The sequence below is a fragment of the Pseudomonas sp. CNPSo 3701 genome (assembly GCF_028674975.1).
Classification (GTDB): Bacteria; Pseudomonadota; Gammaproteobacteria; order Pseudomonadales; family Pseudomonadaceae; genus Aquipseudomonas; species Aquipseudomonas straminea.
Genome location: NZ_JAQZSI010000001.1, coordinates 1113311 through 1139222 on the forward strand (window position 1 = coordinate 1113311; position 25912 = coordinate 1139222).

Consider the following 25912-nt stretch of genomic DNA (forward strand, 5'->3'; position numbering starts at 1 on the left):
CTCATGTCTCTTGTGCAAAAAAACAACCGGCTGCCTTGTGGCAGCCGGTTTCTTGATTTAAGCCGTCCGCAAGTGATGGGCATCCTCAACGTCACCCCAGATTCCTTTTCCGACGGTGGTCGCTTCGCTCTTCGCGATACGGCGCTATGGCATGCCGAAGGCATGGTGCGTGCCGGTGCGACGCTGATCGATATCGGCGGCGAATCCACGCGTCCCGGCGCTGCGCCGGTGTCGGTGGTCGAGGAGTTGGAGCGGGTTGCGCCCATGGTGGAGGCGGTCGCCGCCGAGCTGGACGTGATTATCTCCGTGGATACTTCCACGCCTGAGGTGATGCGCGAGTCGGCCAAGCTGGGTGCCGGGTTGATCAACGATGTTCGCTCGCTGCAGCGGGAGGGTTCGCTGCAGGCTGCTGTCGAAAGCGGTTTGCCGGTGTGCCTGATGCATATGCGGGGTGAGCCAACGACCATGCAGCAAAGCCCTCAGTACGATGACGTGCTACAAGCCGTGGCCGATTTTCTGCGCGAGCGGCTGGCCGTCTGCGAGGCGGCCGGTATCCCGGCGCAGCGCATCGTGCTCGACCCTGGTTTCGGCTTCGCCAAGACCTTGGAGCACAACCTCAGCCTGTTCAGACGTATGCCGGCGTTGCAGGAATTTGGTCTGCCGCTGCTGGTCGGCGTGTCACGCAAGAGTATGATTGGCGCCGTGCTGGGCCGCGAGGTCGATGGTCGTCTGTACGGCAGCCTGGCCCTGGCGGCCCTGGCGGTCGCCAAGGGCGCGCATATCCTGCGCGTGCACGATGTGGCGGAAACCGTGGACGTGGTGCGCATGGTCGCTGCGGTCGAAGCGGCGCAGTGAATAGAAAAAGGGAGTTGTCGTTTTGAGTCGCAAGTATTTTGGCACCGACGGTATCCGTGGGCGCGTCGGTCAGTACCCCATCACGCCGGACTTCATGCTCAAGCTGGGCTGGGCCGCCGGTATGGCGTTTCGCAAACAGGGCAAGTGTCGCATCCTGATCGGCAAGGACACGCGCATTTCCGGCTACATGTTCGAGTCGGCACTCGAGGCTGGGCTCTCCGCAGCCGGGGCTGACGTGATGCTGCTGGGGCCGATGCCGACGCCGGCGATCGCCTACCTGACGCGTACCTTCCACGCCGAGGCTGGCATCGTTATCAGTGCTTCGCACAATCCGCACCACGACAACGGCATCAAGTTCTTCTCGGGGCAGGGTACCAAGCTGCCGGATGAAGTCGAGCTGATGATCGAAGAACTGCTCGATGCGCCTATGACCGTGGTCGAGTCCGAGCAGCTCGGCAAGGTATCGCGAATCAACGACGCCGCCGGCCGCTATATCGAATTCTGCAAGAGCAGTGTGCCGACCAGCACCAACTTCTCCGGGTTAAAGATCGTGCTCGACTGCGCCCACGGTGCAGCCTACAAGGTCGCGCCGGCGGTATTTCAGGAGCTTGGCGCCGAGGTTTCAGTATTGTCGGCCCAGCCCAACGGGCTGAATATCAATGCCGATTGCGGTTCGACCCATATCGAGAACCTTCAGGCCGAAGTGACGGCGCGTCACGCTGACCTGGGTATTGCCTTCGATGGTGATGCCGATCGGGTATTGATGGTCGATCACACCGGTGCGGTGGTGGATGGCGATGAGCTGCTGTTCATCATTGCCCGGGATCTGCAGGCCCGCGGCAAGCTGCAGGGCGGTGTCGTGGGTACGCTGATGAGCAATCTGGGTCTGGAGCTTGCGCTCAAGGAGCTGGATATTCCCTTTGTGCGAGCCAATGTCGGTGACCGCTACGTGATCGCCGAGCTGCTCGAGCGCGGCTGGCAGGTCGGCGGTGAGAATTCGGGTCATCTAGTGTGCTTCCAGCATGTGACGACTGGCGATGCCATCGTTGCTGCGCTGCAGGTGCTTCTGGCCATTCGTCGCCGCGGTCAGAGCCTGGCGGAAGCCCGTCAGGGGCTGCGCAAGTGCCCGCAAGTATTAGTCAATGTGCGTTTCGGCGGTGGCGTCGATCCGCTCAAGCACCCGGATGTACAGGCGGCCAGCGACAGTGTGACCGAACGCATGGCCGGGCGTGGCCGGGTGCTGCTGCGCAAGTCCGGTACCGAGCCACTGGTGCGGGTAATGGTCGAAGGCGAGGACGAAACTCAGGTTCGAGCCTATGCCGATGAATTGGCTGAAATTGTCTCGCGTGTCTGTGCTTGATTCGGCTTGCCAGTCCACAAGCGGTTGGGTAACATCTGCGCCCTCTTTGACCAACGAGGTAAAGCATGCGTCGCTCAATGGTTGCTGGTAACTGGAAAATGCACGGTACCCGCGCCAGTGTCGCAGAGCTGATCGATGGTCTGAATCGGCAGGCGTTGCCTGTCGATGTCGAGGTTGCGGTGTTTCCTGTCAGTCTTCACCTTTGTCAGGTTGTTGAGGGGCTCAAGGATCTTGCGGTGTCGGTAGGCGCGCAGGATTGCGCCGTCGAAGCGGGGCAGGGTGCATTGACCGGAGAGGTGTCGAGCGATCAGTTGCGCGATGTCGGTTGCGAGTTGGTGCTGATCGGTCATTCCGAGCGTCGCCTGATTCTGGGTGATAGCGAAGAGCAGGTCGTACGCAAGTTCGCGGCGGCTCAGGTCGCTGGGCTGGTGCCGGTGCTGTGCGTTGGGGAAACCCTGGAGCAGCGCGAGGCGGGTGAAACCCTCAAGGTGGTTGCCGGCCAGCTCGATAGTGTGATCGATGCGCTGGGTGTTTCGGTGCTTGCAGGTGCAGTTGTGGCGTATGAGCCGGTCTGGGCCATTGGTACTGGGCTGACGGCGACGCCTCAGCAGGCGCAGGACGTGCATGCGGCCATTCGTGCGCAAGTCGCAGCGAAAGACCCGCAGGTAGCGAGTGGGTTGAGAATTCTTTATGGCGGCAGCGTCAAGGCCGCCAATGCAGCCGAGCTTTTCGGCATGCCTGATATCGATGGGGGGCTTGTGGGTGGGGCCTCTCTGAATGCGGATGAGTTCGGTGCGATTTGTCGCGCTGCAGGAAACTAAGAATATGCTGGAAACAGGCGTTGTAGTTCTTCATCTGCTGGCTGCGATCGGCGTGGTTGTGCTGGTTCTGCTGCAGCAGGGTAAAGGTGCCGATGCAGGTGCTTCGTTCGGCGCGGGAGCTTCCAATACCGTTTTCGGTAGCCAAGGAAGTACTACCTTTCTGAGTCGAGTTACTGCTATACTCGCCGCCAGTTTTTTCATTACCAGCTTGGGGTTAGCGTATTTTGCTAATCAAAAGTCTGATACACTGGGTCAGGCTGGTTTGCCGGATCCGGCGGTGATGGAAGCGCCGCAGAGCAACAAGCCTGCGGAAGATGTACCGGTGCTTGAGCAACAACAAGCGCCAGCTTCGGGAGAGCAAGACGTACCTCAGGCTCCCGAAACGAAGTAAGTATCAAATTGCCGAGGTGGTGGAATTGGTAGACACGCTACCTTGAGGTGGTAGTGGCCATAGGCTGTAGGGGTTCGAGTCCCCTTCTCGGTACCAATTGAACAGAAAAGCCCGCTGCATGCGGGCTTTTCTGTATCTGGGGGGTTGGTTGACCCGTGCGGCGTTTCAGCCGTATAATCCGCTCCCAGTTTTAGCGCGGGGTGAACAGTCCGGTAGCTCGTCGGGCTCATAACCCGAAGGTCTTTGGCTCAAGTCCATCCCCCGCAGTCGGTTTTCATTGAGCCCCTTTCAAGGGGCTTTTTGTTACTTGGCAGACAGATTTTCCGCCGTCTGGGCGGTCTTGTAGATGGGCGTTTCGCCCATTTTTTATTTGCACAGCATGCGCGAGGGGTTCAGGTGTCGAGCAAGCTAGAACAGTTGCAGGCCTTGGTGGCCCCAGTAGTCGAAGCGCTTGGCTACGAATGCTGGGGTATCGAGTTCCTGTCTCAGGGGCGGCACTCGCTGCTGCGTATCTACATCGATCATGCCGACGGCATTCTTATCGACGATTGCGAGAAGGTCAGTCGGCAGATCAGTGGCGTTCTCGACGTCGAGGATCCCATCAGTGCCGAATACACTCTCGAGGTGTCGTCGCCTGGCATGGATCGGCCACTGTTTACGTTGGCTCAGTTCGCCAGTCACGTCGGCGAGCAGGTGAAAATCAAGTTGCGCTCGCCGTTCGAAGGGCGCCGCAACTTCCAGGGTCTGCTCCGCGGTGTGGAGGAAGAGGACGTGGTGGTGCAGGTGGATGACCACGAGTTTCTTTTGCCGATCGACATGATCGACAAGGCCAACATTATCCCCCGATTTGATTGAGACACGGATCCTGCGGGATCGGAATGTGTGGATCCCAATGGATTGCGAAAGGCGAGGCGTACGATGAGCAAAGAAGTACTGCTGGTTGTTGAGTCGGTATCCAATGAAAAGGGCGTACCGGCCGCTGTGATTTTCGAGGCGCTCGAGTTGGCGCTGGCCACAGCGACCAAGAAACGTTTTGAAGACGAAGTCGAACTGCGTGTGTCGATCAATCGTCAGAGTGGTAACTACGAGACCTTCCGTTGCTGGACCGTGGTCGACGAAGAAAACTTCGAAGACCCGGCTCATCAGGTAACGACCGACATGCCGCGTGCTGTCGAGGCCAATGCCAAGGTCGGCGACGTGCTCGAGGAGAAGATCGAATCCATCGAGTTCGGTCGTATCGCTGCGCAGACCGCCAAGCAGGTCATCGTGCAGAAGGTTCGTGAAGCCGAGCGCGCCCAGGTGGTCGAAGCCTACCGCGAGCGGTTGGGTGAGATCATCGCCGGTACCGTCAAGAAGGTTACCCGCGACAGCGTCATCGTCGATCTGGGTGCCAACGCCGAGGCCCTGCTGGCGCGCGAAGACATCATCCCGCGGGAGACTTTCCGTGTTGGTGTGCGCCTGCGTGCACTGCTCAAGGAAATCCGCACCGAGAACCGCGGCCCTCAGCTGATCCTGTCGCGTACCGCGCCGGAAATGCTGATCGAGCTGTTCCGCATCGAAGTGCCGGAGATCGCCGAAGGCCTCATCGAGGTCAAGGCCGCCTCCCGAGACCCGGGTTCGCGCGCCAAGATCGCGGTGCGTTCCAAGGACAAGCGCATCGATCCGCAGGGTGCCTGCATCGGCATGCGCGGTTCGCGCGTTCAGGCTGTTTCCGGCGAGCTGGTTGGCGAGCGTGTGGATATCGTGCTGTGGGACGACAACCCGGCGCAGTTCGTCATCAACGCCATGTCGCCGGCCGAAGTCGCGGCGATCATCGTCGATGAAGATGCCCACGCGATGGACATCGCCGTTGGCGAAGACAACCTGGCGCAGGCGATTGGTCGTGGTGGCCAGAACGTGCGCCTGGCTAGCCAACTGACTGGCTGGACGCTGAACGTGATGACCGAGGCGGACATCCAGGCCAAGCAGCAGGCCGAGACCGGCGATATCCTGCAGGGCTTCATCGACGAGCTGGAAGTCGACGAAGAACTGGCTCAGGTGCTGGTCGAAGAAGGCTTCACCAGCCTGGAAGAAATCGCCTATGTGCCGATGGAAGAGATGCTCAGCATCGACGGTTTCGACGAAGAAATCGTCAACGAACTGCGCTCTCGGGCGAAGGATCGTTTGCTGACCAAGGCTATCGCCACGGAAGAAAAACTGGCAGACGCCCAGCCGGCCGAAGACCTCCTCGAAGTCGAGGGTATGGACAAAGGTTTGGCACAGGAACTGGCAGTACGCGGGGTGGTTACCCGTGAAGACCTGGCCGAGCAGTCGATCGACGACCTGCTCGACATCGACGGCATCGACCAAGAGCGTGCCGGCAAGCTGATCATGGCCGCCCGAGCCCACTGGTTCGAGTAAGTTTTACGGCCTGAGGAGAGAAGTGCATGACGCAAGTCACGGTGAAAGAACTGGCCCAAGTGGTCGACACACCGGTAGAGCGCCTGCTGCAGCAGATGCGAGAGGCGGGTTTGCCGCACAGCAGTGCCGAGCAAGTTGTCACCGATAACGAAAAGCAGGCCCTGCTTGCTCACCTGAAGAGCAGCCACGGCGACAAGAAAGCCGAGGAACCGCGCAAGATTACCTTGCAGCGCAAGACCACCAGCACCCTCCGGGTTGCTGGTAGCAAGACCATCAGCGTTGAAGTGCGCAAGAAGAAGACCTTCGTCAAGCGCAGCAACGAAGAGATCGAAGCCGAGAAACAGCGCGAGCTCGAAGAGCAACGTGCTGCGGCGGAAGCTGCTCGCCTGAAGGCCGAGGAAGAAGCCAAGCGCCAGGCCGAAGAAGAAGCCAAGCGTCAGACGGCTGCAGCCCCGGCTGAGCGCGCTGTCGAAGCGACTGCGGCTCCGGCCACTGTCGATGCGCCAGTTGCCCCGGTTGTCGAGGAGCGCAAGAAGGAAGAGCCACGCCGGCCCGATAAGGCACGTAGTGACGATGCCGATCGTCGTGGTGGTGAGCGCAAGACCACTCAGCACCGCCCGACCGTCAAGGAAAAGGCACCTGCCCCACGTGTGGCGCCGCGTACCATTGACGAAGAGAGCGATGGCTTCCGTCGCGGTGGCCGTGGCAAGTCCAAGCTCAAGAAGCGCAACCAGCATGGCTTCCAGGCTCCGGCCGGCCCGGTGGTGCGTGAAGTGTCGATCGGCGAGACCATCACCGTGGGCGAACTGGCCCAGCAGATGTCGGTGAAGGCTGCTGAAGTCATCAAGTTCATGTTCAAGATGGGCACGCCTGCCACCATCAACCAGGTGCTGGACCAGGAGACCGCTCAGCTGGTCGCCGAAGAGCTCGGCCACAAGGTCAAGCTGGTCAGCGACAACGCGCTCGAAGAGCAGTTGGCCGAGTCTCTGAAGTTCGAAGGTGAGGCGATTTCCCGTGCGCCGGTGGTGACCGTAATGGGTCACGTCGACCATGGTAAGACCTCGCTGCTCGACTACATTCGTCGTGCCAAGGTCGCGTCCGGTGAAGCCGGTGGTATCACGCAGCATATCGGTGCCTACCACGTGGAAACCGAGCGCGGTATGGTGACCTTCCTCGATACCCCGGGTCACGCTGCGTTCACTCAGATGCGCGCCCGTGGTGCCAAGGCTACCGACATCGTCATCCTCGTGGTGGCGGCCGACGACGGCGTGATGCCGCAGACCCAGGAAGCGGTTCAGCACGCGAAAGCGGCTGGCGTGCCGATCGTGGTCGCGGTGAACAAGATCGACAAGCCCGATGCCAACCCGGACAACATCAAGAACGGCCTGGCCGCACTCGATGTGATTCCGGAAGAGTGGGGCGGCGACGCACCCTACGTGCACGTCTCGGCCAAGATGGGTACCGGCGTGGACGAACTGCTCGAAGCGGTTCTGCTGCAGGCCGAAGTGCTCGAACTCAAGGCCATGCCGACGGCGCCTGGCCGTGGCGTGGTCGTCGAATCGCGTCTGGACAAGGGCCGCGGCCCAGTAGCCACCGTGCTGGTTCAGGACGGTACGCTGCGCCAGGGCGACATGGTGCTGGTCGGCTCCAACTATGGCCGCATCCGCGCCATGCTCGACGAGAACGGCAAGCCTGTTAAGGAAGCCGGCCCTTCTATCCCGGTCGAGATTCTCGGCCTGGACGGCACGCCTGAAGCCGGCGACGACATGACCGTCGTGGCCGACGAGAAGAAGGCTCGTGAGGTTGCGCTGTTCCGTCAGGGCAAGTTCCGCGAAGTGAAACTGGCGCGTGCCCACGCCGGCAAGCTGGAGAACATCTTCGAGAGCATGGGCCAGGAAGAGAAGAAAACCCTCAACATCGTGCTCAAGTCCGATGTGCGTGGTTCTCTCGAGGCACTGCAGGGCTCGCTCAGCACCCTGGGCAACGACGAAGTGCAGGTGCGCGTGGTCGGTGGCGGCGTCGGTGGTATCACCGAGTCCGATGCCAACCTGGCCCTGGCGTCGAACGCCGTGCTGTTCGGCTTCAACGTCCGTGCTGACGCTGGTGCGCGCAAGATCGTCGAGGCCGAAGGCCTGGACATGCGCTACTACAACGTCATCTACGACATCATCGAGGACGTCAAGAAGGCGCTCACCGGTATGCTCGGCAGCGACGTTCGCGAGAACATCCTCGGCATCGCCGAAGTGCGCGACGTATTCCGTTCGCCGAAGTTCGGTGCGGTCGCCGGTTGTATGGTGGTCGAAGGTACGGTCTACCGTAACCGTCCGATCCGCGTACTGCGCGACGACGTGGTGATCTTCGAAGGCGAGCTGGAGTCCCTGCGTCGCTTCAAGGACGATATGGCCGAAGTGCGTAACGGCATGGAGTGCGGTATCGCCGTGAAGAGCTACAACGACGTCAAGGTCGGCGACAAGATCGAAGTGTTCGAGAAAGTCCAGGTGGCTCGCAGCCTGTAATCGCGAGTCGCAACACGCAACGCCCGGCCCCGCATCTGCGCGGCCGGGCGTTTGCCGCTTTTGAGTCCGCTGCTTTTGCAGGCAGCGAGACGAGTGGAAGGTAGCAACGATGGCAAAAGACTACAGCCGTGCCCAGCGTATCGGCGACCAGATTCAACGCGAATTGGCGCAGCTGATTCGTACCGAAGTCAAAGACCCGCGCCTGGGTGGCCTGGTCACCGTTACCGCGGTCGATGTCAGCCGTGACGCCAGTCATGCCAAGGTGTTCGTCACCGTCATGGGCGCCGAGCCGCAGGAGGGTTCCGACCCCATCGCGCAGAGCCTCAAGGTACTGAACGACGCCAGTGGTTTCCTGCGCATGCAGCTGGGCAAGGCGATGAAGCTGCGCAGCGTGCCGCACCTGCGTTTCCATTACGACGAAAGCATCGTGCGTGGTGCCCAGTTGTCGGCGCTGATCGAGCGTGCGGTGACCGAGGACAGCAAGCACGTCGACAGCGACACCGAGGCCAAGGAGTAAGCGCGTGGCCCAGGTTAAGCGTATTCGTCGCAAGGTCGACGGCATCATCCTGCTCGACAAGCCCAAGGGCTTCAGCTCCAACGCGGCGTTGCAGAAGGTGCGCTGGTTGCTCAATGCCGAGAAGGCCGGGCACACCGGTAGCCTCGATCCGCTTGCCACCGGTGTGCTGCCGTTGTGCTTCGGCGAGGCGACCAAGTTCTCCCAGTACCTGCTCGATGCCGACAAGGGCTATGAGACGGTCATGCAGCTCGGCGTGACCACCACCACGGCCGATGCCGAGGGTGAGGTCATCGAGCGCCGCGAAGTGAATGTCGACGCTTCCGACATCGAAGCGCTGCTGCCGCGTTTTCGCGGTGACATCCGCCAGGTGCCGCCGATGTATTCGGCGCTCAAGCGCGACGGTCAGCCGTTGTACAAACTTGCGCGTGCCGGAGAAGTAGTGGAGCGCGAGGCGCGTTCTGTTACTATTGCGCGCCTGGAGTTGCTGAGCAGTGCGGCCGACAAGGCGAGCCTGGCGGTGGACTGCAGTAAAGGTACCTATATCCGTACGCTGGTCGAGGATATCGGGCATCTGCTGGGCTGTGGTGCCCATGTCGCCGAGCTGCGCCGTACCAAGGCCGGCCCGTTCGACCTGTCCCAGAGCGTCAGCCTGGATGAACTGCTGCAGGCCCATGAAGAGGGTGGCAATGAGGCGATCGACCGCTTCCTGCTACCGGTGGACAGCGGGCTGGAGCATTGGCCGCTGCTGAGCTTTTCGGAGCACAGTTCGTTCTATTGGCTGCAAGGGCAGCCGGTTCGCGCCGCGGACGCGCCGAAGTTCGGCATGGTTAGGGTGCAAGATCACAATGGTCGCTTCATCGGTATCGGTGAGGTGAGCGAAGACGGGCGCATTGCGCCGCGTCGTCTGATTCGGTCCGCGTGACCGTGGCGAACCGTTTCGGCGGTTCGTAACGAGGGTGGCTGTCAATAGGCACGGTCATACCTCCTTTTAAAACACGGGAAGCGATTCCCGGCCTATTGAGACTGTCCTTGCGACTGTCTCCAGATGAGAGGATGCCCACATGGCACTCAGCGTTGAAGAAAAAGCCCAGATCGTTAACGACTACAAGCAAGCTGAAGGCGATACCGGTAGCCCGGAAGTCCAGGTTGCTCTGCTGTCCGCCAACATCAACAAGCTGCAAGGCCACTTCAAGGCCAACGGCAAAGACCACCACTCGCGTCGTGGCCTGATCCGTATGGTCAACCAGCGCCGCAAGCTGCTGGACTACCTGAAGGGTAAGGACACCAGCCGTTACAGCGCCCTGATCGGTCGCCTGGGTCTGCGTCGCTAAGCAATGCTTAGTCGTCGTTGACCGCAAAAGCTGGAAGTGGGCTCGCCCCGCTTCCAGCTTTTGCGTTTATGCTTCATCCGTTTTACGCCGTACCGAAGCCTTAAGTCGCTTCATGTCAGGACAGCGCCGGGCCGACTCCCGAAGCGATTGCCCACGAATTCGCAAGAAACCGTTTCCCCAAAGGCAACAGAGAGAAGGAAAACACCGTGAACCCGGTAATCAAGAAATTTCAATTCGGTCAGTCGACCGTAACCCTCGAGACTGGCCGTATCGCCCGTCAGGCCTCCGGCGCCGTGCTGGTCACCGTCGACAACGACGTAACCGTGCTGGTCACCGTGGTAGGCGCCAAGTCGGCTGACCCGAGCAAGGGCTTCTTCCCGCTGTCCGTGCACTACCAGGAAAAGACCTACGCAGCCGGCAAGATCCCTGGCGGCTTCTTCAAGCGTGAAGCGCGCCCGAGCGAGAAGGAAACCCTGACCTCGCGCCTGATCGATCGTCCGATCCGCCCGCTGTTCCCGGAAGGCTTCCAGAACGAAGTGCAGGTCATCTGCACCGTGGTCTCCACCAGCAAGAAGACCGATCCGGACATCGCGGCGATGATCGGTACCTCGGCTGCCCTGGCCATCTCCGGCATTCCGTTCGACGGCCCCATCGGGGCTGCCCGTGTTGCCTACCACCCCGAGACCGGCTACCTGCTGAACCCGAACTACGAGCAGCTCAAGGCGTCGAGCCTCGACATGGTCGTGGCCGGCACCAAAGACGCCGTACTGATGGTCGAATCCGAAGCCAAAGAGCTGACCGAAGACCAGATGCTGGGCGCCGTGCTGTTCGCCCATGACGAATTCCAGGCCGTCATCCAGGCCGTTACCGAACTGGCCGCCGAAGCGGGCAAGCCGCGTTGGGACTGGCAGGCCGCTGCTGCCAACACCAGCCTGCTGGACGCCATCCGCGCCGAGTTCGGTGCCGCGATCTCCGACGCCTACACCATCATCATCAAGCAGGATCGCTATGCGCGCCTGGGCGAGCTGCGTGACCAGGTGGTTGCCAAGTTCTCCGGTGAGGAAGGTCAGCCGAGCGCTGGCGAAGTCAAAGACGCCTTCGGCGAAATCGAATACCGCACCGTGCGCGAGAACATCGTCAACGGCAAGCCGCGTATCGATGGTCGTGACACCCGTACCGTACGTGGCCTGAACATCGAAGTCGGCGTGCTGGACAAAACCCACGGTTCGGCTCTGTTCACCCGTGGCGAAACCCAGGCGCTGGTCGTGGCCACCCTTGGTACCGCCCGCGACGCACAGCTGCTCGACACCCTCGAAGGCGAGAAGAAAGACCCCTTCATGCTGCACTACAACTTCCCGCCTTACTCGGTGGGCGAGTGTGGCCGTATGGGTGCCACTGGTCGTCGTGAGATCGGTCACGGTCGCCTGGCTCGTCGTGGCGTTGCTGCCATGCTGCCGAGCGCTGACGAGTTCCCGTACACCATCCGTATCGTCTCGGAGATCACCGAGTCCAACGGTTCGTCCTCCATGGCCTCCGTTTGCGGTGCTTCCCTGGCGCTGATGGACGCGGGTGTACCGATGAAGGCGCCGGTTGCCGGTATCGCCATGGGTCTGGTCAAGGAAGGCGACAAATTCGCCGTGCTGACCGACATCCTCGGTGACGAAGACCACCTGGGCGACATGGACTTCAAGGTAGCTGGTACCGCCAATGGCGTCACCGCGCTGCAGATGGACATCAAGATCCAGGGCATCACCGAAGAGATCATGGAGATCGCCCTGAATCAGGCCCTGGAAGCGCGCCTGAACATCCTCGGCCAGATGAACCAGGTGATTGCCCAGTCGCGCAGCGAGCTGTCGGCCAACGCCCCGACCATGCTGGCGATGAAGATCGATCAGGACAAGATCCGTGACGTCATCGGCAAGGGCGGCGCCACCATCCGCGCCATCTGCGAAGAGACCAAGGCCTCGATCGACATCGAAGACGACGGCTCGATCAAGATCTTCGGCGAAACCAAGGAAGCCGCCGACGCTGCCAAGCAGCGCGTACTGGCGATCACTGCCGAGGCCGAGATCGGCAAGATCTACGTCGGCAAGGTTGAGCGCATCGTCGACTTCGGCGCCTTCGTCAACATCCTGCCGGGCAAGGACGGTCTAGTGCACATCTCCATGCTCAGCGATGCACGCGTAGAGAAGGTCACCGACATCCTTAAGGAAGGTCAGGAAGTGGAAGTGCTGGTGCTGGACGTGGACAACCGCGGCCGTATCAAGCTGTCCATCAAGGACGTCGCCGCCGCCAAGGCCTCGGGTGTCTGATCCGGGCTGAAGCCGCGTAACGAGAAAGCCAGTCAGGGTGACCTGACTGGCTTTTTTATTGTCCGTCGTCTGGCTGGCCGGCTTCTCTTGGCATTCTGCTGTGTTGAAACCAGCGGCTGGGATAAGGTGGCGCTTTTTCTGGAGAAGCCTATGGCATCCGTTATGGTTGCTGCCCAGTGTGTGGTTCGCGCTGGCGATCTCGAGGCCAATCTGGCCATGCATATACGTTTCATGCAGCACGCCGCTGAGCAGGGTGCCAGGTTGCTGGTTTTTCCTGAGCTATCGCTAACGGGATACGAGCCGACCTTGGCACGTGGCCTGGCGCAGGGGCCTGACAGCGGCCTGTTCGACCCTTTGCGCAGTATGGCCAGGGAGGCGGAGATGACCACGGTAGTCGGCGTTCCGCTACGTGTGCCTGGTCTCGACACGCCGCAAATCGCGGCCTGCGTCTTCAAAGGTGACGGTTCTCTGGGCGTATACACCAAGCAGCACCTGCATGCGCAAGAGGAGGTGTTCTTCTATCCGGGGGCCGGCGGCGAGTTGCTGTGTATCGATGATCGGACAGTGGCCTTGTCGGTATGCGCCGACTTCAGCCGCGCTGAGCATCCGGCTCAGGCCGCTGAGCGTGGCGCGCAAATTTACGCCTCCAGTGTGCTGATCGGCGAGGGCGGCTACGCCCACGACAGTGCATTGCTGCAGGGGTATGCGCAGCGCCATGGCATGGCGGTGCTGATGGTCAATCACGGTGGACCGACGGGTGGCTGGGCTGCAGTCGGGCGTAGCGCATTCTGGGATGAGCAGGGGCGCTGCGTTGCCGCAACAGCAGGCACGGGCAATCGTCTGCTGGTCATATCCAGGCAGGCCGATGGCTGGCACGGGCGCGATATCGTGCTGGCCTGCTGAACCATCAGGCATAAAAAACGCCAGTCAGGCTCGGCCTAGCTGGCGTTTTTTATTGGGTGTGGCGGTCAGTCGGTGTACTGGAACAGCTTGATGACTTTCTGCACGCCCGAGGTGTTCTGCACCACATTGCTGGCCGCGTTGGCCTCCTGGCGGCTGACCACGCCGAGCAGGTAGACGATGCCGTTTTCGGTGATCACCTTGACGCGGCTACCCGGCACGCCGCTGTCAGCGAGCATCTGGGTTTTGATCTTGGTGGTCAGCAGCGAGTCGTTGCTACGTGCCAGGAGTGAGCTAGGCTGCTGCACCTGCAGCTCGTTATGTACCTTGCGTACGCCCTGAACGCGGCGGGCGGCCTGCTCGGCAGTAGATTTCAGTTCAGCGCGGGGCGTTTGCCCGGCAAGCAGAATCACGCCGTTGTAGCTGGTCACCACGATGTGCGAGGTGGGGCTGGCAAGGTCGGCGTGAGCGCGGCTGATGGCGTTGGCCACATCCGGGCCGACGAACTGGTCGTCGATCTTGTTGCCAATGCTGCGGCTGCCGCAACCGCCCAAGATCAAGCTCAATGCCAAGGCGGCGAAGATCAGTGGTGAACGGGTCATTCTTCACTCCCAAACAGTTGACTGTCGATAAGGTCGCACAAGCAGTGGATGGCCAATAGATGGACTTCCTGAATGCGCGCCGTGACCTTCGACGGCACGCGAATTTCGACATCTTCGGGCAGCAGCAGCGAGGCCATGCCGCCGCCGTCGCGGCCGGTCAGGGCGACCACGGTCATTTCCCGGTCATGGGCAGCCTGAATGGCTTGAATGACGTTGGCGGAGTTGCCGCTGGTGGATATGGCCAGCAGCACGTCGCCGGGTTGACCCAGGGCGCGGATCTGCTTGGAGAAGACTTCGTTGTAGCTGTAATCGTTGGCGATCGAGGTGATCGTCGAGCTGTCGGTGGTCAGGGCGATCGCCGGCAGGCTGGGGCGCTCGCGCTCGAAGCGGTTGAGCAGCTCCGAAGAAAAGTGCTGCGCATCGCCGGCCGAGCCACCATTGCCGCAAGAGAGAATCTTGCCTTCGCTGAGCAGCGCCTGAACCATCACCTGGCTGGCGTGCTCGATGAACGGAGGCAGCACCTCCATGGCGTGGTGCTTGGTTTCGATGCTGGCTTGAAACAGCTGGCGAATACGGGCTTGCATGTCCATGTAGAGCTTTGACCTTGACTATAACGAGGCCGCGGCCGCTGGGCGCGTGGCGCTGTCGTTGGAAAGGGCGGTGAATCAGGGCATCTCAGCGAGCAAGTGCTTCAACTGTCGAAGGCGTTTCTGATCCATTGCAGTGATGCGGGTGTGCCATGGCCTACGGCTATGACATCGAAACGGCAGGGATGTTTGGCCCAGCGCTTCTCCTGTTGCAGAAATTGCGTAGCGGTGGCGATCAGTTTGTCACGCTTGCGCCAGTCGACGCTTTCCACCGCGCCACCCCAGGCGCTGTGCTTGCGGTAGCGCACTTCGGCGAATACTACTGTATCGCCATCGAGCATGACCAGATCGAGTTCGCCGCGCTTGCCGCGCCAATTCTGCTCGATCAGGCGCAGGCCATGGTCTTGCAGATGCTCGCGGGCGAGGGCTTCGGCCGCTCGCCCGCTGGCATGGCGCGGATCGTCACTCAATGTTGGCGTCGGGCAGGCGCTGAACCTGGCCATTGCTGAATTGTGCCCAGGGCAGCTGACGCTCGACGCGCTGCGAGGCGCCCAGGCTCAGGTTGCCGGACAGGCCTTCGACGCGGCTGTCGGGCAGGGTCTTGAGCTGATCCAGGCGCGGTGCCAGGCGGAAGGCGTCGACGCCCATGGCGTACAGCCGGCCCAGGCTGCCACCGGCCTGCGGCCACTGGCTGTTGACCTGCTGGCGCAGCGGGTCGTTGGCATCCAGCAGCCATGGGGTTTCGCAGAAGCGTATGCCGTCCAGGTCGCGGTACTGGGCTGCGCTCATGCTGCCGCTGAACAGATGCGAGGTGGCGTACACCGGCACGTCGCCGGCGTATTGGTAGGCCAGGGTCGGTTTGATCTGCTGGGCCTGTTGCGGTGTGGCGGCGAGGAAGATGAAATCCACGTCCTGACGGCGCGAAGTGCCGTTTACCTGCATCAGCCGGGCGACCTGGCTGGCCATGTCCACCGGCTGATCAATCTGCTCGGCGCCCAGGAAGGTGCCGCCGGCGGCTTGCCAACTCTGGCGGAAGGCATCCAACACGCGGTTGCCCCAATCGCCCTTGGGTACCAGCGCGACGGCACTGCGCTTGCCATCGGCCCAGGCGCGGCGGGCGACTTCACGGGCTTCGTCTTCGGCGGCCAGGCCGAACTGGAACAGCTGGGCCGGGTTCTTGGCGCTTGGGTCGGCATAGTTCAGGGCCAGGGTGGTGATTGGCAGCTGATCGCGGTTGCCCAGCTGGGTAACCAGGTTCTTCTCCAGCGGGCCAATCACCAGCTCCACGCCGTCAGCCTGGGCCTGGCGATAAAAGTCCTCCAGCGAGCTGAGGCGGGCGCTGTCGTAAAACTGGATCTGCGGCGGCTTCTCTCCAGCTTGCTGGGCTTGGTAGTGTGCGGCCAGGAAACCGTCACGCAGGGCACGCGACACCGATGCCAGTTGGCCCTCCTGTGGCAGCAGCAGGGCGATCTTTTCCAGCGGCTTGCTGGACAGTGCGCGCAGGTCGGCCAGAGCCTTGGGCAGCTGCTGGGCGGCAGGGTGGTTGGGGTGCTGGGCCAGCCAGTTGTCGATGGCGTCCTGTTGCTGCTTGAGCGTGCCGACGGTTTTCGCCACCTGAGCCAGCGACAGCCAGCCAGCCAGGTCGGCGTCATCGGCGGTCGGAGTAGGCCCGGCCGGCAGGCTGGAGACCAGGCTCCAGATATGGTCCTGATTGCGCTGCGCTTCGTCGCCGCTCAACAGCGGGGCGATGAATACGCGCTCGCGGGCGGCCGCGAGAACCTGGCCGTCCTTTTCCAGCGCGTTGGCGCGGGCCAGCTGGGTACGGGTCTGCTGTTCGACCGGCAGTTCGCCGAGGCGCTCCAGGCTGGGGTGGTTCAGGGCGGCAAGGGCGGCCTTGGCGTCGTTGCGCGCCAGGGCCAGTTCCGCCTTGAGGGTGCTTGCATAGATCTGCTGCGCCGGTTTGAGCAGTTGCAAATCGACCTGCCCGAGAATGCTTTCGGCGCGTTGCGTGTTGCCCTGCTTGGCAGCCAGGTCTGCGGCCGACAGGCGCAGCAGTTGGGCCTCTTCGTTCTGGCTGGTGCCGGCTTTCTGGAGCATCTGCTCCACGCTGGCCTGGGGTGTGCGCGGCAGTTCGCCAAGGTTCGAGGAGGGCGAGCTGCTGCAGGCAACGAGCAGGCCGGCTAGGCAGAGTGCAGAGAGCGGACGCAGGCAGGCAATCATGTAAGCGATTCCGGGTCTTGAGCAAATGAACGCCGGATTGTACCCAAGGCACCGCCTTGGCGCGACGCTGAAGGTGTTAACCGGTACGCAGAGGTCGCAGGCGCCCGTATTGGTGGTGCAGTTCTGCCCTGGCGGTTGGCTCGCGTTACAATGGCGGCTTTCCGCTTATTTAAAGAGGCATTGCCGTGACTGCTAATGAAGTACCCCGAAGCGCCGCGGGCACCCTGTTCGTGGTTGCGACGCCCATTGGCAATCTCGACGATCTCAGTGCCCGGGCCTTGAAGGTGCTTGGCGATGTGGCGCTGATCGCCGCTGAAGACACCCGGCACTCGGCGCGCCTGATGCAGCACTTCGGTATCGGTACACCGCTGGCGGCCTGCCATGAGCACAACGAGCGTGACGAAGGTAATCGCTTCATCGAGCGCCTGCTGGCGGGAGACGATGTGGCGCTGATTTCCGATGCCGGCACGCCGCTGATTTCCGACCCGGGCTATCACCTGGTGCGCCAGGCCCGGGCCGCCGGGGTCCGCGTGGTTCCGGTGCCTGGTGCCTGCGCACTGATCGCGGCACTGTCGGCTGCCGGCCTGCCGTCCGATCGCTTCGTCTTCGAAGGCTTTCTGCCAGCCAAGACGGTCGGGCGGCGGGCCCGCCTCGAGCTGGTTCGCGAGGAGCCGCGCACGCTGATCTTCTATGAAGCGCCGCATCGCATCCTCGAGTGCCTGCAGGATATGCGCGAGGTGTTTGGTAGCGAGCGCCAGGCGCTGCTGGCCCGGGAGCTGACCAAGACGTTCGAGACCCTGCAGGGCATGCCGCTGGAGCAGTTGTGCGAGTGGGTGGCGGCCGATGCCAATCAGCAGCGTGGCGAATGCGTGGTGCTGGTGGCCGGTTGGCAGGCGCCCGAAGACGAGGCGGCGGTGAGTGTCGAGGCGCTGCGCGTGCTTGATCTTCTGCTTGCCGAAATGCCGCTCAAGCGTGCGGCAGCACTGGCCGCGCAGATCACCGGCGTGCGCAAGAACCTGCTCTATCAGGCAGCTTTGGAGCGTCAGCAGGACGGTTGACCTTGTTCTAGGCGTGCGCCAGCGGTTACCCTACGCGGCGGAGAGTCGATCGGACAGTCGCTGCCTTCCATCTGGAAGGGGGAGGAAAGTCCGGGCTCCATAGGGCGGAGTGCCAGGTAATGCCTGGGAGGCGTGAGCCTACGGAAAGTGCCACAGAAAATAACCGCCTAAGCGCTTCGGCGCCGGTAAGGGTGAAAAGGTGCGGTAAGAGCGCACCGCGCGGCTGGTAACAGTCCGTGGCTAGGCAAACCCCACTCGGAGCAAGACCAAATAGGGTTCCATTGGCGTGGCCCGCGCTGGAACCGGGTAGGTTGCTAAAGACGTGCAGTGATGTACGTCGTAGAGGAATGGCTGTCCTCGACAGAACCCGGCTTATAGATCGACTCTCCACCTCCTTCTGCTTTTGCTTCTTCTCCTCATTTCTAATACCGAAAAAATCTTACTCTTAACAAACTACTTTAAGTTCGTTGAGTAGGTTCTTGTATGTGGTTGTTTTTTAGCCATCTTTCCCGCTTTGGGCGCTCGTCCCACTTCTTATTTATTCGCTAAATCTCCGTTCTATAAGGAATTTTCCGTTCTGGCCCGCCTTGACGGTGGGGTATGCGCGTTCCTATAGTGTGCTCCGGTGGTAAAAAGTGGCATGAAGTGGGTTTTTTTGGATGCAGATGGCTGATTAAAGGGGAAACGCGATCGTGTTTCGCGGAGCTAACGCCATAAGTCTTGACGCCAAGGGGCGGCTCGCGATGCCAAGTCGGTATCGGGATGAGCTCGTTTCGCGTTCGGCTGGCCAGCTCATCGTCACCATCGATGCCATCGATCCCTGCCTTTGTGTCTACCCGTTGCCTGAGTGGGAAATCATCGAGAACAAGCTGCGCGAACTGGCCTCCTTCCGTGAAGAGAATCGTCGCCTGCAACGTCTGCTGATTGGTAATGCCGTCGACCTCGAGCTGGATGGCAGTGGTCGTTTCCTAGTTCCGCCGCGTCTGCGCGAGTACGCCAAGCTGGACAAGCGCGCGATGTTGGTAGGGCAGCTCAACAAATTTCAACTGTGGGATGAGGATTCCTGGAATGCCGTGGCCGATGCCGATCTGGCCGCCATCAAGCAACCGGGTGCTCTTTCCGATGACCTTCGTGACCTGATTCTGTGAACATGACCTCTACCTTCCGCCATATCACCGTGTTGCTCGAGGAAGCCGTTGCGGCGCTCTCGCCACGCGCCGATGGCTGCTATGTGGATGGCACGTTCGGGCGGGGTGGACATAGTCGGCTGATCCTTGAAAGGATCGGGCCAGGCGGTCGCTTGCTGGGGTTCGACAAGGACCCTCTCGCAATCGCGACAGGAAATACGCTGGCGGCCGAAGACGGCCGCTTTGTCGTTGTGCAGCGCAGCTTTGCGGAACTTGCTGATGAGCTCGCTGTCCGCGGCCTGGCCGGTCAGGTCAGTGGCATTCTGCTGGATCTTGGCGTGTCCTCGCCGCAGCTGGATGATGCCGAGCGCGGTTTCAGCTTCCTGAATGACGGCCCGCTGGACATGCGCATGGATCCGTCGCGCGGTGTCAGCGCGGCGCAGTTCATCGCTACTGCCGACGAAGACGAAATCGCCCGCGTATTCAAGGAATACGGCGAGGAGCGTTTCGCCAAGCGCATGGCCCGCGCCGTGGTTGCCCGTCGCCAGGAGCAGCCGTTCGAGCGCACCGCCGATCTGGCCCAGGTGCTGACAGTGGCCAATCCCGCCTGGGAGAAGGGCAAGAACCCGGCAACCCGCGCCTTCCAGGGGCTGCGCATTCACGTCAACAACGAACTGGGTGATCTGGAGCGCGGCCTCGATGCGGCGCTGGAGAATCTGAAAATCGGTGGTCGTCTGGTGGTCATCAGCTTCCACTCTCTGGAAGATCGCATCGTCAAGCAGTTCATGCGCAAGCACGCCAAGGGCGAGATGGACAAGCTGCCGCGTGATCTGCCGATCATTCCGAAAGCCTTCGAGCCACGCCTGAAGCTGATCGGCAAGCCGCAGTTCGCCTCCGAGGCCGAGCTCAAGGCCAACCCACGTTCGCGCAGTGCGGTCATGCGTGTCGCGGAGAAGCTGCGATGAGCGGCATGGGCGCCAAGCGCTTCCCCAAGGGCAGCCTGCTGATGCTGGTGCTGTTCATCGCCGTGCTGGGCTCCGCGCTGGCGGTGTCCTACAGCGCGCACTGGAATCGTCAACTGCTCAACAGCTTGTACGGCGAGCTCAGCGTGCGCGACAAGGCGCAGGCCGAGTGGGGCCGTTTGATCCTCGAGCAGAGCACCTGGACCGCCCACAATCGTATCGAGACCCTGGCCAGCGAACAGCTGAAAATGCGCATTCCCGACGCCGCCGAAGTGCGCATGGTGGCGCCATGATGAAGCTCGAGGGTGCTCTGTACCCATGGCGCTTCCGTCTAGTCATGTTGCTGCTGGCGCTGATGGTCGCGGCCATCGCCGCACGTATCTTCGAGCTGCATGTGTTCGACCATGACTTCCTCAAGGCTCATGGCGATGCGCGTAGCGTGCGACATATCCCGATTCCGGCGCATCGTGGCCTGATTACCGACCGTAACGGCGAGCCGCTGGCGGTCAGTACGCCGGTCACCACGCTGTGGGCCAACGGCAAGGAGCTGCAGGCTGGCAAGGCGCAGTGGCCGGTGCTGGCAGCGGCCCTGGGCCAGGAGCCCAATGCCTTCGCACAGCGTCTGCAGGCCAACGCTGAGCGCGAGTTCATGTACCTGGTGCGAGGCCTGACCCCCGAGCAGGGCCAACGCGTGCTCGATCTCAAGGTGCCGGGCGTCTACTCCATTGAAGAGTTTCGTCGTTTCTATCCGGCCGGCGAAGTCACAGCGCACATGGTCGGCTTTACCGATATCGACGACCACGGTCGCGAAGGTGTAGAACTGGCGTTCGAAGACTGGCTGGCTGGCGTGCCGGGCAAGCGTCAGGTGCTCAAGGATCGCCGCGGTCGTCTGATCCGCGATGTGCAGGTCACCCAGAATGCCAAGGCCGGCAAGTCGCTGGCGCTGTCCATCGACCTGCGTCTGCAGTATCTGGCGCACCGTGAACTGCGCAATGCGCTGGTCGAGTTCGGCGCCAAGGCCGGCAGCCTGGTGATGCTCGACGTGAAGACCGGTGAAATCCTCGCCATGGTCAATCAGCCGACCTACAACCCCAACAACCGTCGCAACCTGCAGCCGGCGGCCATGCGTAACCGTGCCATGATCGACGTGTTCGAGCCGGGTTCGACCATGAAGCCGTTTTCCATGAGCGCCGCCCTGGAAACCGGGCGCTGGAAGCCGACCGACAAGGTCGACGTGCAGGGCGGTACGCTGCAGATCGGCCGCTACACCATCAAGGACGTATCGCGCGCGCCGGAAGGTGTACTGGATCTGACCGGCATTCTGATCAAGTCCAGTAACGTGGGCATGAGCAAGGTCGCCTTCGATATTGGCGGCGCGGCTATTTATGACGTGATGCAGCAGGTCGGCCTCGGTCAGGACACCGGCCTGAGTTTCCCTGGCGAGCGTGTCGGCAACCTGCCCAACCACCGTGAGTGGCGCAAGGCGGAAACCGCGACCCTGTCCTACGGTTACGGCCTGTCCGTGACCGCCGTGCAGCTGGCCCACGCCTATGCGGTGCTCGGCAATAACGGTCGTAGCGTACCGATGTCGCTGACCCGCACCGACAGCGTACGCGACGGCGTGCAGGTGATTCCCGAAGACGTCGCCCACACCCTTCAGGGCATGCTGCAACAGGTTATCGAAGCCCCAGGCGGTGTGTTCCGTGCCCAGGTGCCGGGTTACCACGTGGCCGGCAAGAGCGGCACGGCGCGCAAGACCGCCTCGGGTACCAAAGGCTACCAGGCCAACGCCTATCGCTCGCTGTTCGCCGGCTTTGCACCAGCCAGCAACCCACGCATCGCGGTGGCCGTGGTCATCGACGAGCCGAGCAAGAGCGGCTACTTCGGCGGCCTGGTATCGGCACCGGTATTCAGCCGCGTCATGGCCGGCGGCCTGCGCTTGATGAATATTACCCCGGACAACCTGCCCGAAACCGCCGCGGCGAAAGCCGATGCGCCGGCGGCGGCTAGCAATGGAGGGCGCGGCTGATGCCCATGCCATTGAATCAGCTTCTGCCTCAGGCCAGCAGCGGCGTGCTGATCCGCGAATTGACCCTCGACAGCCGCCAGGTGCGCCCAGGCGACCTGTTCCTGGCCGTGCCCGGCACCCGCCAGGACGGCCGCGTGCATATCGCCGATGCAATTTCCCGCGGTGCGGCGGCAGTCGCTTATGAAACCGACGGCTCGCTGCCGATGACTGCCGAAAGCGCCGAGCTGGTCGCCATCAAGGGCCTGGCCGGCCAACTGTCGGCCATCGCCGGGCGCTTCTATGGCGAGCCGAGCCGCGGCCTGCACATGGTCGGCATCACCGGCACCAACGGTAAAACCAGCGTCAGCCAGCTGCTGGCCCAGGCGCTGGATCTGCTCGGCGAGCCTTGCGGCATTGTCGGCACCCTCGGCAACGGCTTCTATGGTTCCCTGGCCCAGGGCATGCACACCACGCCGGATCCGATCGGCGTACAGGCGACTCTCGCTGGTCTGAAGAAGCAAGGTGCCCGCGCGATCGCCATGGAAGTGTCGTCCCACGGCCTACATCAGGGCCGCGTGGCCGCCCTGGATTTCGACGTGGCGGTGTTCACCAACCTGTCGCGCGATCACCTCGACTACCACGGTTCGATGCAAGCCTATCAGACCGCCAAGGCTGCACTGTTCGCCTGGCCTAGCCTGCGCGCTCGCGTTATCAATCTTGACGACGCCATGGGCCGCGAACTGGCTGCTCAGGAGCGTGACTCGCGGCTGATCGGCTACAGCCTGCAGGATCAGGGCGCCTACCTGTTCTGCCGCGATATTCACTTCGACGACCAGGGCGTACGCGCCACGCTAGTTACGCCGCGTGGCGAAGGCAGCCTGCGCAGTTCGCTGCTGGGCCGCTTCAACCTCAGCAACCTGCTGGGCGTGGTCGGCGCACTGGTCGCCATGGATTACCCGCTGGACGAAATTCTCAAGGTGTTGCCGCGTCTGCAGGGCCCGATTGGCCGCATGCAGCGCCTGGGCGGCCAGGATGCGCCGCTGGTAGTGGTCGACTACGCCCACACCCCGGATGCGCTGGAACAGGTACTGGGTGCACTGCGCCCCCACGTGACCGGCCGCCTGCTGTGCCTGTTCGGCTGCGGCGGTGACCGTGATCGTGGCAAGCGCCCACTGATGGCCGAAGTAGTCGAGCGCCTGGCCGATGCCGCGCTGGTTACCGATGACAACCCGCGTACTGAAGCGCCCGCACAGATCTTCGACGACATTCGCGAAGGCTTCCGTAGCGCTGATCAGGTCCGCTTCGTACACGGCCGTGGTGATGCAATCGCCCAGCTGATTGGCGAAGCCCAGGTCGGCGATGTGGTGGTGTTGGCCGGCAAGGGCCACGAGGACTATCAGGAAATCGACGGCGTCCGCCAGCCGTTTTCCGATCTGCAGCAAGCCAGCCACGCGTTGGCTGCATGGGAGGCAGCACATGCTTAAGGCCCTGCGGTTGAGCGACGTGGCAAGTGCACTGAATGGCCGCGTGGTTGGTGCCGACTGCGCCTTCTCGGCAGTCAGCACCGACAGCCGCAGCATCGTGCCGGGCCAGCTGTTCGTGGCCCTGAGCGGCCCGCGCTTCGACGGCCATGACTACCTGGCCCAGGTCGCTGCCAAGGGGGCCGTCGCTGCGCTGGTGTCGCGCGAAGTGGCGGGCGTCGACCTGCCGCAGCTGGTCGTCGCCGACACCACCCTGGCGCTCGGCCAGCTCGGCGCGCTCAATCGTCAGGCCTACGGCGGCTTACTGGCGGCCGTGACCGGTTCCAGCGGCAAGACCACCGTCAAGGAAATGCTCGCAGCCATCCTGCGTGCAGCCTGTGCCCAGGACGGCGGCGCCGTGCTGGCGACCCGTGGCAACCTCAATAATCAACTGGGTGTACCGCTGACTCTGCTGGAGCTGGGCCCGCAGCACACCGGCGCAGTGATCGAGCTCGGCGCTTCGGGTATCGGCGAGATCGCCTACACCGTTGGCTTGACCAAGCCGCAGGTGGCCATCATCACCAATGCCGGTAACGCCCACGTCGGTGAGTTCGGCGGCCCCGAGAACATCGTGCTGGCCAAGGGCGAGATCATCGAAGGCCTGAGCGATAACGGCGTGGCCGTGCTCAACCGTGACGACGTGGCGTTCGAGCGCTGGGCCAAGCGCGCTGCCGGTCGCCGCGTGCTGAGCTTCGCGCTGCGCGACGCCAGCGCCGATTTCCATGCTCGTGAGCTGAGCCGCGATCCGCGTGGCTGCCCGGCGTTCACGCTGTTCTGCCATGAAGGCCAGGCCCGCGTGCAACTGAACCTGCTGGGTGAGCACAACGTGGCCAATGCGCTGGCCGCCGCCGCCGCCGCCCATGCCCTGGCGGTGCCGCTGGTGGCCATCAAGAACGGTCTCGAGAGCCTGCTGCCGGTCAAGGGCCGCGCCGTGGCGCAACTGGCGCAAAACGGTGCCCGGGTGATCGACGATACCTACAACGCCAACCCGGCCTCCATCTGCGCAGCCATCGACATCCTCACCGGCTTTTCCGGCCGCAAGGTGCTGGTGCTGGGCGATATCGGCGAGCTGGGCGAGTGGTCCGAGCAAGGCCACCGCGAAGTGGGCGAATACGCCCGCGGCCGCGTCGACGTGCTGTACGCGGTTGGCCCGCAGATGAAACACGCCGTGCAGGCCTTTGGCGCCGAGGGTCGGCATTTCGCCGATCAGGCCGCGCTGAACGACGCGGTACGCGCCGAGAGCAGCGACAGCACCATTCTAATTAAAGGTTCACGCAGCGCCGCGATGGAAAACGTCGTCGCCGCCTTGTGTGGCGACAGTGGGGAGAGTCACTAAATGCTGCTGCTGCTGGCAGAGTATCTGCAACAGTTCTACAAGGGCTTCGCGGTCTTTCAGTACCTGACCCTGCGCGGGATTCTCGGCGTACTGACCGCGCTGGTGCTGGCGCTGTGCCTGGGCCCGTGGATGATTCGTACCCTGCAGATCCGCCAGATCGGCCAGGCTGTGCGTAACGACGGCCCGCAATCGCACCTGTCCAAGAAGGGCACGCCGACCATGGGTGGCGCGCTGATCCTCTCGGCCATCGCCATCAGCACGCTGCTGTGGGCTGACCTGAGCAACCGTTATGTGTGGGTCGTGCTGATCGTCACCCTGCTGTTCGGCGCCATCGGCTGGGTCGACGACTACCGCAAGGTGATCGAGAAGAACTCGCGCGGCCTGCCGAGCCGCTGGAAGTACTTCTGGCAGTCGGTGTTCGGCATTGGCGCTGCTGTCTTCCTTTATATGACTGCACAGAGCCCTATCGAAACCACCTTCATTGTGCCGCTGCTCAAGGATGTCAGCATTCCGCTGGGCATCGGCTTCGTGGTGCTGACCTACTTCGTGATCGTTGGCTCCAGCAACGCGGTGAACCTCACCGACGGCCTCGACGGCCTGGCGATTCTGCCCACCGTAATGGTCGGCGGCGCCCTGGGCATCTTCTGCTACCTGTCGGGCAACGTGAAGTTCGCCGAATACCTGCTGATTCCCTACGTACCGGGCGCGGGCGAGCTGATCGTGTTCTGCGGCGCGCTGATCGGCGCCGGCCTGGGCTTTCTGTGGTTCAACACCTACCCGGCGCAGGTGTTCATGGGCGACGTCGGCGCGCTGGCGCTGGGCGCCGCGCTGGGCACCATCGCCGTGATCGTGCGTCAGGAAATCGTGCTGTTCATCATGGGTGGCGTGTTCGTGATGGAAACCCTGTCGGTGATCATCCAGGTCGCCAGCTTCAAGCTGACCGGCAAGCGCGTGTTCCGCATGGCACCGATTCACCACCATTTCGAGTTGAAGGGTTGGCCCGAGCCACGGGTCATCGTTCGTTTCTGGATCATCACCGTCATTCTGGTGCTGATCGGCCTCGCTACTTTGAAACTGCGTTGAGGACAG

General features: G+C 62.4%; 24 protein-coding genes, 2 tRNA genes and 1 other RNA gene. 23 read left to right on the forward strand and 4 right to left on the reverse strand.

Features of this window, described 5'->3' with window-relative positions; all coding sequences use genetic code 11:
- The first annotated feature begins 3 nt into the window (after window positions 1-3).
- The 14 genes from folP (at window position 4) to PVA39_RS05125 (ending at window position 13406) form a co-directional block, all read left to right on the forward strand.
- Window positions 4-855, forward strand: coding sequence for a dihydropteroate synthase (gene folP, locus PVA39_RS05060; RefSeq protein ID WP_274123081.1), 852 nt, complete (start codon window positions 4-6; stop codon window positions 853-855).
- 22 nt (window positions 856-877) lie between these two features.
- Window positions 878-2215: a phosphoglucosamine mutase gene (gene glmM, locus PVA39_RS05065; protein WP_093504136.1), complete on the forward strand. Its 1338-nt coding sequence runs from the start codon at window positions 878-880 to the stop codon at window positions 2213-2215.
- A 65-nt stretch (window positions 2216-2280) separates the two neighbouring features.
- Entirely contained in the window at window positions 2281-3036 is a 756-nt protein-coding gene (gene tpiA / locus PVA39_RS05070; RefSeq protein WP_274123082.1) for a triose-phosphate isomerase, read from the forward strand.
- A 4-nt stretch (window positions 3037-3040) separates the two neighbouring features.
- Window positions 3041-3427: a preprotein translocase subunit SecG gene (gene secG, locus PVA39_RS05075; protein ID WP_027911187.1), complete on the forward strand. Its 387-nt coding sequence runs from the start codon at window positions 3041-3043 to the stop codon at window positions 3425-3427.
- Window positions 3428-3437: 10 nt separating this feature from the next.
- Window positions 3438-3523: transfer RNA gene (locus PVA39_RS05080), tRNA-Leu, on the forward strand.
- 98 nt (window positions 3524-3621) lie between these two features.
- A tRNA-Met gene (locus PVA39_RS05085) sits at window positions 3622-3694 on the forward strand.
- A 129-nt stretch (window positions 3695-3823) separates the two neighbouring features.
- Window positions 3824-4282, forward strand: a complete 459-nt coding sequence (gene rimP, locus PVA39_RS05090; protein WP_013792672.1) for a ribosome maturation factor RimP — start codon at window positions 3824-3826, stop codon at window positions 4280-4282.
- Between the two features lie 63 nt (window positions 4283-4345).
- Window positions 4346-5827, forward strand: a complete 1482-nt coding sequence (nusA, locus tag PVA39_RS05095) for a transcription termination factor NusA (protein ID WP_093504132.1) — start codon at window positions 4346-4348, stop codon at window positions 5825-5827.
- A 26-nt stretch (window positions 5828-5853) separates the two neighbouring features.
- The gene (infB, locus tag PVA39_RS05100; protein ID WP_093504131.1) at window positions 5854-8343 is read left to right on the forward strand and encodes a translation initiation factor IF-2; all 2490 of its coding nucleotides are present in this window, start codon (window positions 5854-5856) and stop codon (window positions 8341-8343) included.
- Window positions 8344-8452: 109 nt separating this feature from the next.
- Window positions 8453-8860, forward strand: coding sequence for a 30S ribosome-binding factor RbfA (gene rbfA / locus PVA39_RS05105; protein WP_013792669.1), 408 nt, complete (start codon window positions 8453-8455; stop codon window positions 8858-8860).
- Between the two features lie 4 nt (window positions 8861-8864).
- Window positions 8865-9782: a tRNA pseudouridine(55) synthase TruB gene (gene truB, locus PVA39_RS05110; RefSeq protein ID WP_274123083.1), complete on the forward strand. Its 918-nt coding sequence runs from the start codon at window positions 8865-8867 to the stop codon at window positions 9780-9782.
- A 139-nt stretch (window positions 9783-9921) separates the two neighbouring features.
- Window positions 9922-10191 (forward strand): 30S ribosomal protein S15, encoded by a 270-nt coding sequence (gene rpsO, locus PVA39_RS05115; RefSeq protein WP_042554902.1) that lies wholly within the window; start codon window positions 9922-9924, stop codon window positions 10189-10191.
- Between the two features lie 206 nt (window positions 10192-10397).
- Window positions 10398-12503 (forward strand): polyribonucleotide nucleotidyltransferase, encoded by a 2106-nt coding sequence (gene pnp, locus PVA39_RS05120; protein ID WP_274123084.1) that lies wholly within the window; start codon window positions 10398-10400, stop codon window positions 12501-12503.
- 150 nt (window positions 12504-12653) lie between these two features.
- The gene (locus PVA39_RS05125) at window positions 12654-13406 is read left to right on the forward strand and encodes a carbon-nitrogen hydrolase family protein (RefSeq protein ID WP_274123427.1); all 753 of its coding nucleotides are present in this window, start codon (window positions 12654-12656) and stop codon (window positions 13404-13406) included.
- A gap of 65 nt (window positions 13407-13471) precedes the next feature.
- Here PVA39_RS05125 and PVA39_RS05130 read toward each other — a convergent pair whose 3' ends face one another.
- From PVA39_RS05130 to PVA39_RS05145, 4 genes are all read right to left on the reverse strand, one after another.
- Window positions 13472-14005 (reverse strand): BON domain-containing protein, encoded by a 534-nt coding sequence (locus PVA39_RS05130; RefSeq protein ID WP_093504128.1) that lies wholly within the window; start codon window positions 14003-14005, stop codon window positions 13472-13474.
- Window positions 14002-14595 (reverse strand): phosphoheptose isomerase, encoded by a 594-nt coding sequence (locus PVA39_RS05135; RefSeq protein WP_013792664.1) that lies wholly within the window; start codon window positions 14593-14595, stop codon window positions 14002-14004. The genes PVA39_RS05130 and PVA39_RS05135 overlap by 4 nt, the downstream gene beginning before the upstream one ends.
- Window positions 14596-14696: 101 nt before the next feature.
- On the reverse strand, window positions 14697-15095 hold the full coding sequence (locus PVA39_RS05140) for a YraN family protein (protein ID WP_443200935.1): 399 nt from the start codon (window positions 15093-15095) through the stop codon (window positions 14697-14699).
- Complete coding sequence (locus PVA39_RS05145; RefSeq protein WP_274123085.1) at window positions 15055-16812, reverse strand: penicillin-binding protein activator; 1758 nt, start codon at window positions 16810-16812, stop codon at window positions 15055-15057. The genes PVA39_RS05140 and PVA39_RS05145 overlap by 41 nt, the downstream gene beginning before the upstream one ends.
- Before the next feature lie 185 nt (window positions 16813-16997).
- Here PVA39_RS05145 and rsmI point away from each other — a divergent pair, with 185 nt between their 5' ends.
- The 9 genes from rsmI to mraY all read left to right on the forward strand — a co-directional run bounded on the left by rsmI (window position 16998) and on the right by mraY (window position 25906).
- On the forward strand, window positions 16998-17870 hold the full coding sequence (gene rsmI / locus PVA39_RS05150; RefSeq protein ID WP_274123086.1) for a 16S rRNA (cytidine(1402)-2'-O)-methyltransferase: 873 nt from the start codon (window positions 16998-17000) through the stop codon (window positions 17868-17870).
- Window positions 17871-17911: 41 nt separating this feature from the next.
- An RNA gene (gene rnpB, locus PVA39_RS05155) (RNase P RNA component class A) lies at window positions 17912-18261 on the forward strand.
- Window positions 18262-18562: 301 nt separating this feature from the next.
- Window positions 18563-19018 (forward strand): division/cell wall cluster transcriptional repressor MraZ, encoded by a 456-nt coding sequence (mraZ, locus tag PVA39_RS05160; RefSeq protein WP_013792660.1) that lies wholly within the window; start codon window positions 18563-18565, stop codon window positions 19016-19018.
- Between the two features lie 2 nt (window positions 19019-19020).
- Window positions 19021-19962: a 16S rRNA (cytosine(1402)-N(4))-methyltransferase RsmH gene (rsmH, locus tag PVA39_RS05165; RefSeq protein ID WP_274123088.1), complete on the forward strand. Its 942-nt coding sequence runs from the start codon at window positions 19021-19023 to the stop codon at window positions 19960-19962.
- Window positions 19959-20252 carry a cell division protein FtsL gene (gene ftsL, locus PVA39_RS05170; protein WP_274123089.1) on the forward strand — a complete coding sequence of 98 codons (294 nt, stop codon included), beginning with the start codon at window positions 19959-19961 and terminating at the stop codon, window positions 20250-20252. The genes rsmH and ftsL overlap by 4 nt, the downstream gene beginning before the upstream one ends.
- Complete coding sequence (locus PVA39_RS05175; RefSeq protein WP_167363138.1) at window positions 20252-21988, forward strand: peptidoglycan D,D-transpeptidase FtsI family protein; 1737 nt, start codon at window positions 20252-20254, stop codon at window positions 21986-21988. Before ftsL ends, PVA39_RS05175 begins: the two co-directional genes overlap by 1 nt.
- A complete protein-coding gene (locus PVA39_RS05180) occupies window positions 21988-23451 on the forward strand; it encodes a UDP-N-acetylmuramoyl-L-alanyl-D-glutamate--2,6-diaminopimelate ligase (protein ID WP_274123090.1) in 1464 nt (487 codons plus the stop codon). Before PVA39_RS05175 ends, PVA39_RS05180 begins: the two co-directional genes overlap by 1 nt.
- Window positions 23444-24823 (forward strand): UDP-N-acetylmuramoyl-tripeptide--D-alanyl-D-alanine ligase, encoded by a 1380-nt coding sequence (locus PVA39_RS05185; RefSeq protein WP_274123091.1) that lies wholly within the window; start codon window positions 23444-23446, stop codon window positions 24821-24823. The genes PVA39_RS05180 and PVA39_RS05185 overlap by 8 nt, the downstream gene beginning before the upstream one ends.
- Complete coding sequence (gene mraY / locus PVA39_RS05190; RefSeq protein WP_027903603.1) at window positions 24824-25906, forward strand: phospho-N-acetylmuramoyl-pentapeptide-transferase; 1083 nt, start codon at window positions 24824-24826, stop codon at window positions 25904-25906.
- The last annotated feature ends 6 nt before the right edge of the window (window positions 25907-25912 follow it).